The organism is Caballeronia jiangsuensis (assembly GCF_046030135.1).
Classification (GTDB): domain Bacteria; phylum Pseudomonadota; class Gammaproteobacteria; order Burkholderiales; family Burkholderiaceae; genus Caballeronia; species Caballeronia jiangsuensis.
Genome location: NZ_JAQQDB010000120.1, coordinates 1 through 675 on the forward strand (window position 1 = coordinate 1; position 675 = coordinate 675).

Genomic DNA, 675 nt, shown 5'->3' on the forward strand with positions numbered 1-675 from the left:
TGCCGACCACGGTTCGTGGGCAGTATTTCTACTTGTATCTGTTTCTGGATGTGTTTAGCCGCAAGATTGTCGGCTGGCAGGTCTATGCCGAGGAAAGCAGCGTGCTGGCCAGCGAAGTCCTCACGGATCTCTGCGCGCGCGAAGCGATACAGCCCGCCCAGGTGATTCTGCATTCGGACAACGGCGGCCCGATGAAAGGCGCGACGATGCTCGCCACTCTTCAGGCGCTGGGCGTCATGCCGTCGTTGAGCCGCCCGAGCGTGAGCAACGACAACCCTTACTCCGAGTCGTTGTTCAAGACCCTGAAGTACCGACCGGCTTACCCGCTCAAGGCATTCGATACCCTGTTTGCCGCGCGCACGTGGGTGGGCGCGCTGGTGCGCTGGTACAACGAGGAGCATCGTCACAGCGCGATTCGGTTCGTGACGCCGGCGCAGCGTCATGCCAACCTCGATCAGGACATTCTGGATCGACGCGCGGCGCTCTACGAGAATGCCAGGCAATGCAATCCACTTCGATGGAAAGGCCGTACGCGCAACTGGCAACGCGTCGATGCTGTGCACCTGAACCCGGATCGAATCGATAATCGGGGCGACGCCCAACAACACCGAAATCAAGACAGAGAGGCTGCCTGAAATTTAATCGTTGAGGCGACAACTACCTTGAAAATTTCCG

The 675-nt window shown here is 59.0% G+C and carries 1 protein-coding gene; it reads left to right on the plus strand.

All coding sequences use genetic code 11. The annotated features are described in order from the left end of the window. Positions 1-635 (plus strand): DDE-type integrase/transposase/recombinase (locus PQR08_RS38625; RefSeq protein WP_408164492.1); only part of this gene is annotated, 635 nt, incomplete at its 5' end. Between the last annotated feature and the right edge of the window lie 40 nt (positions 636-675).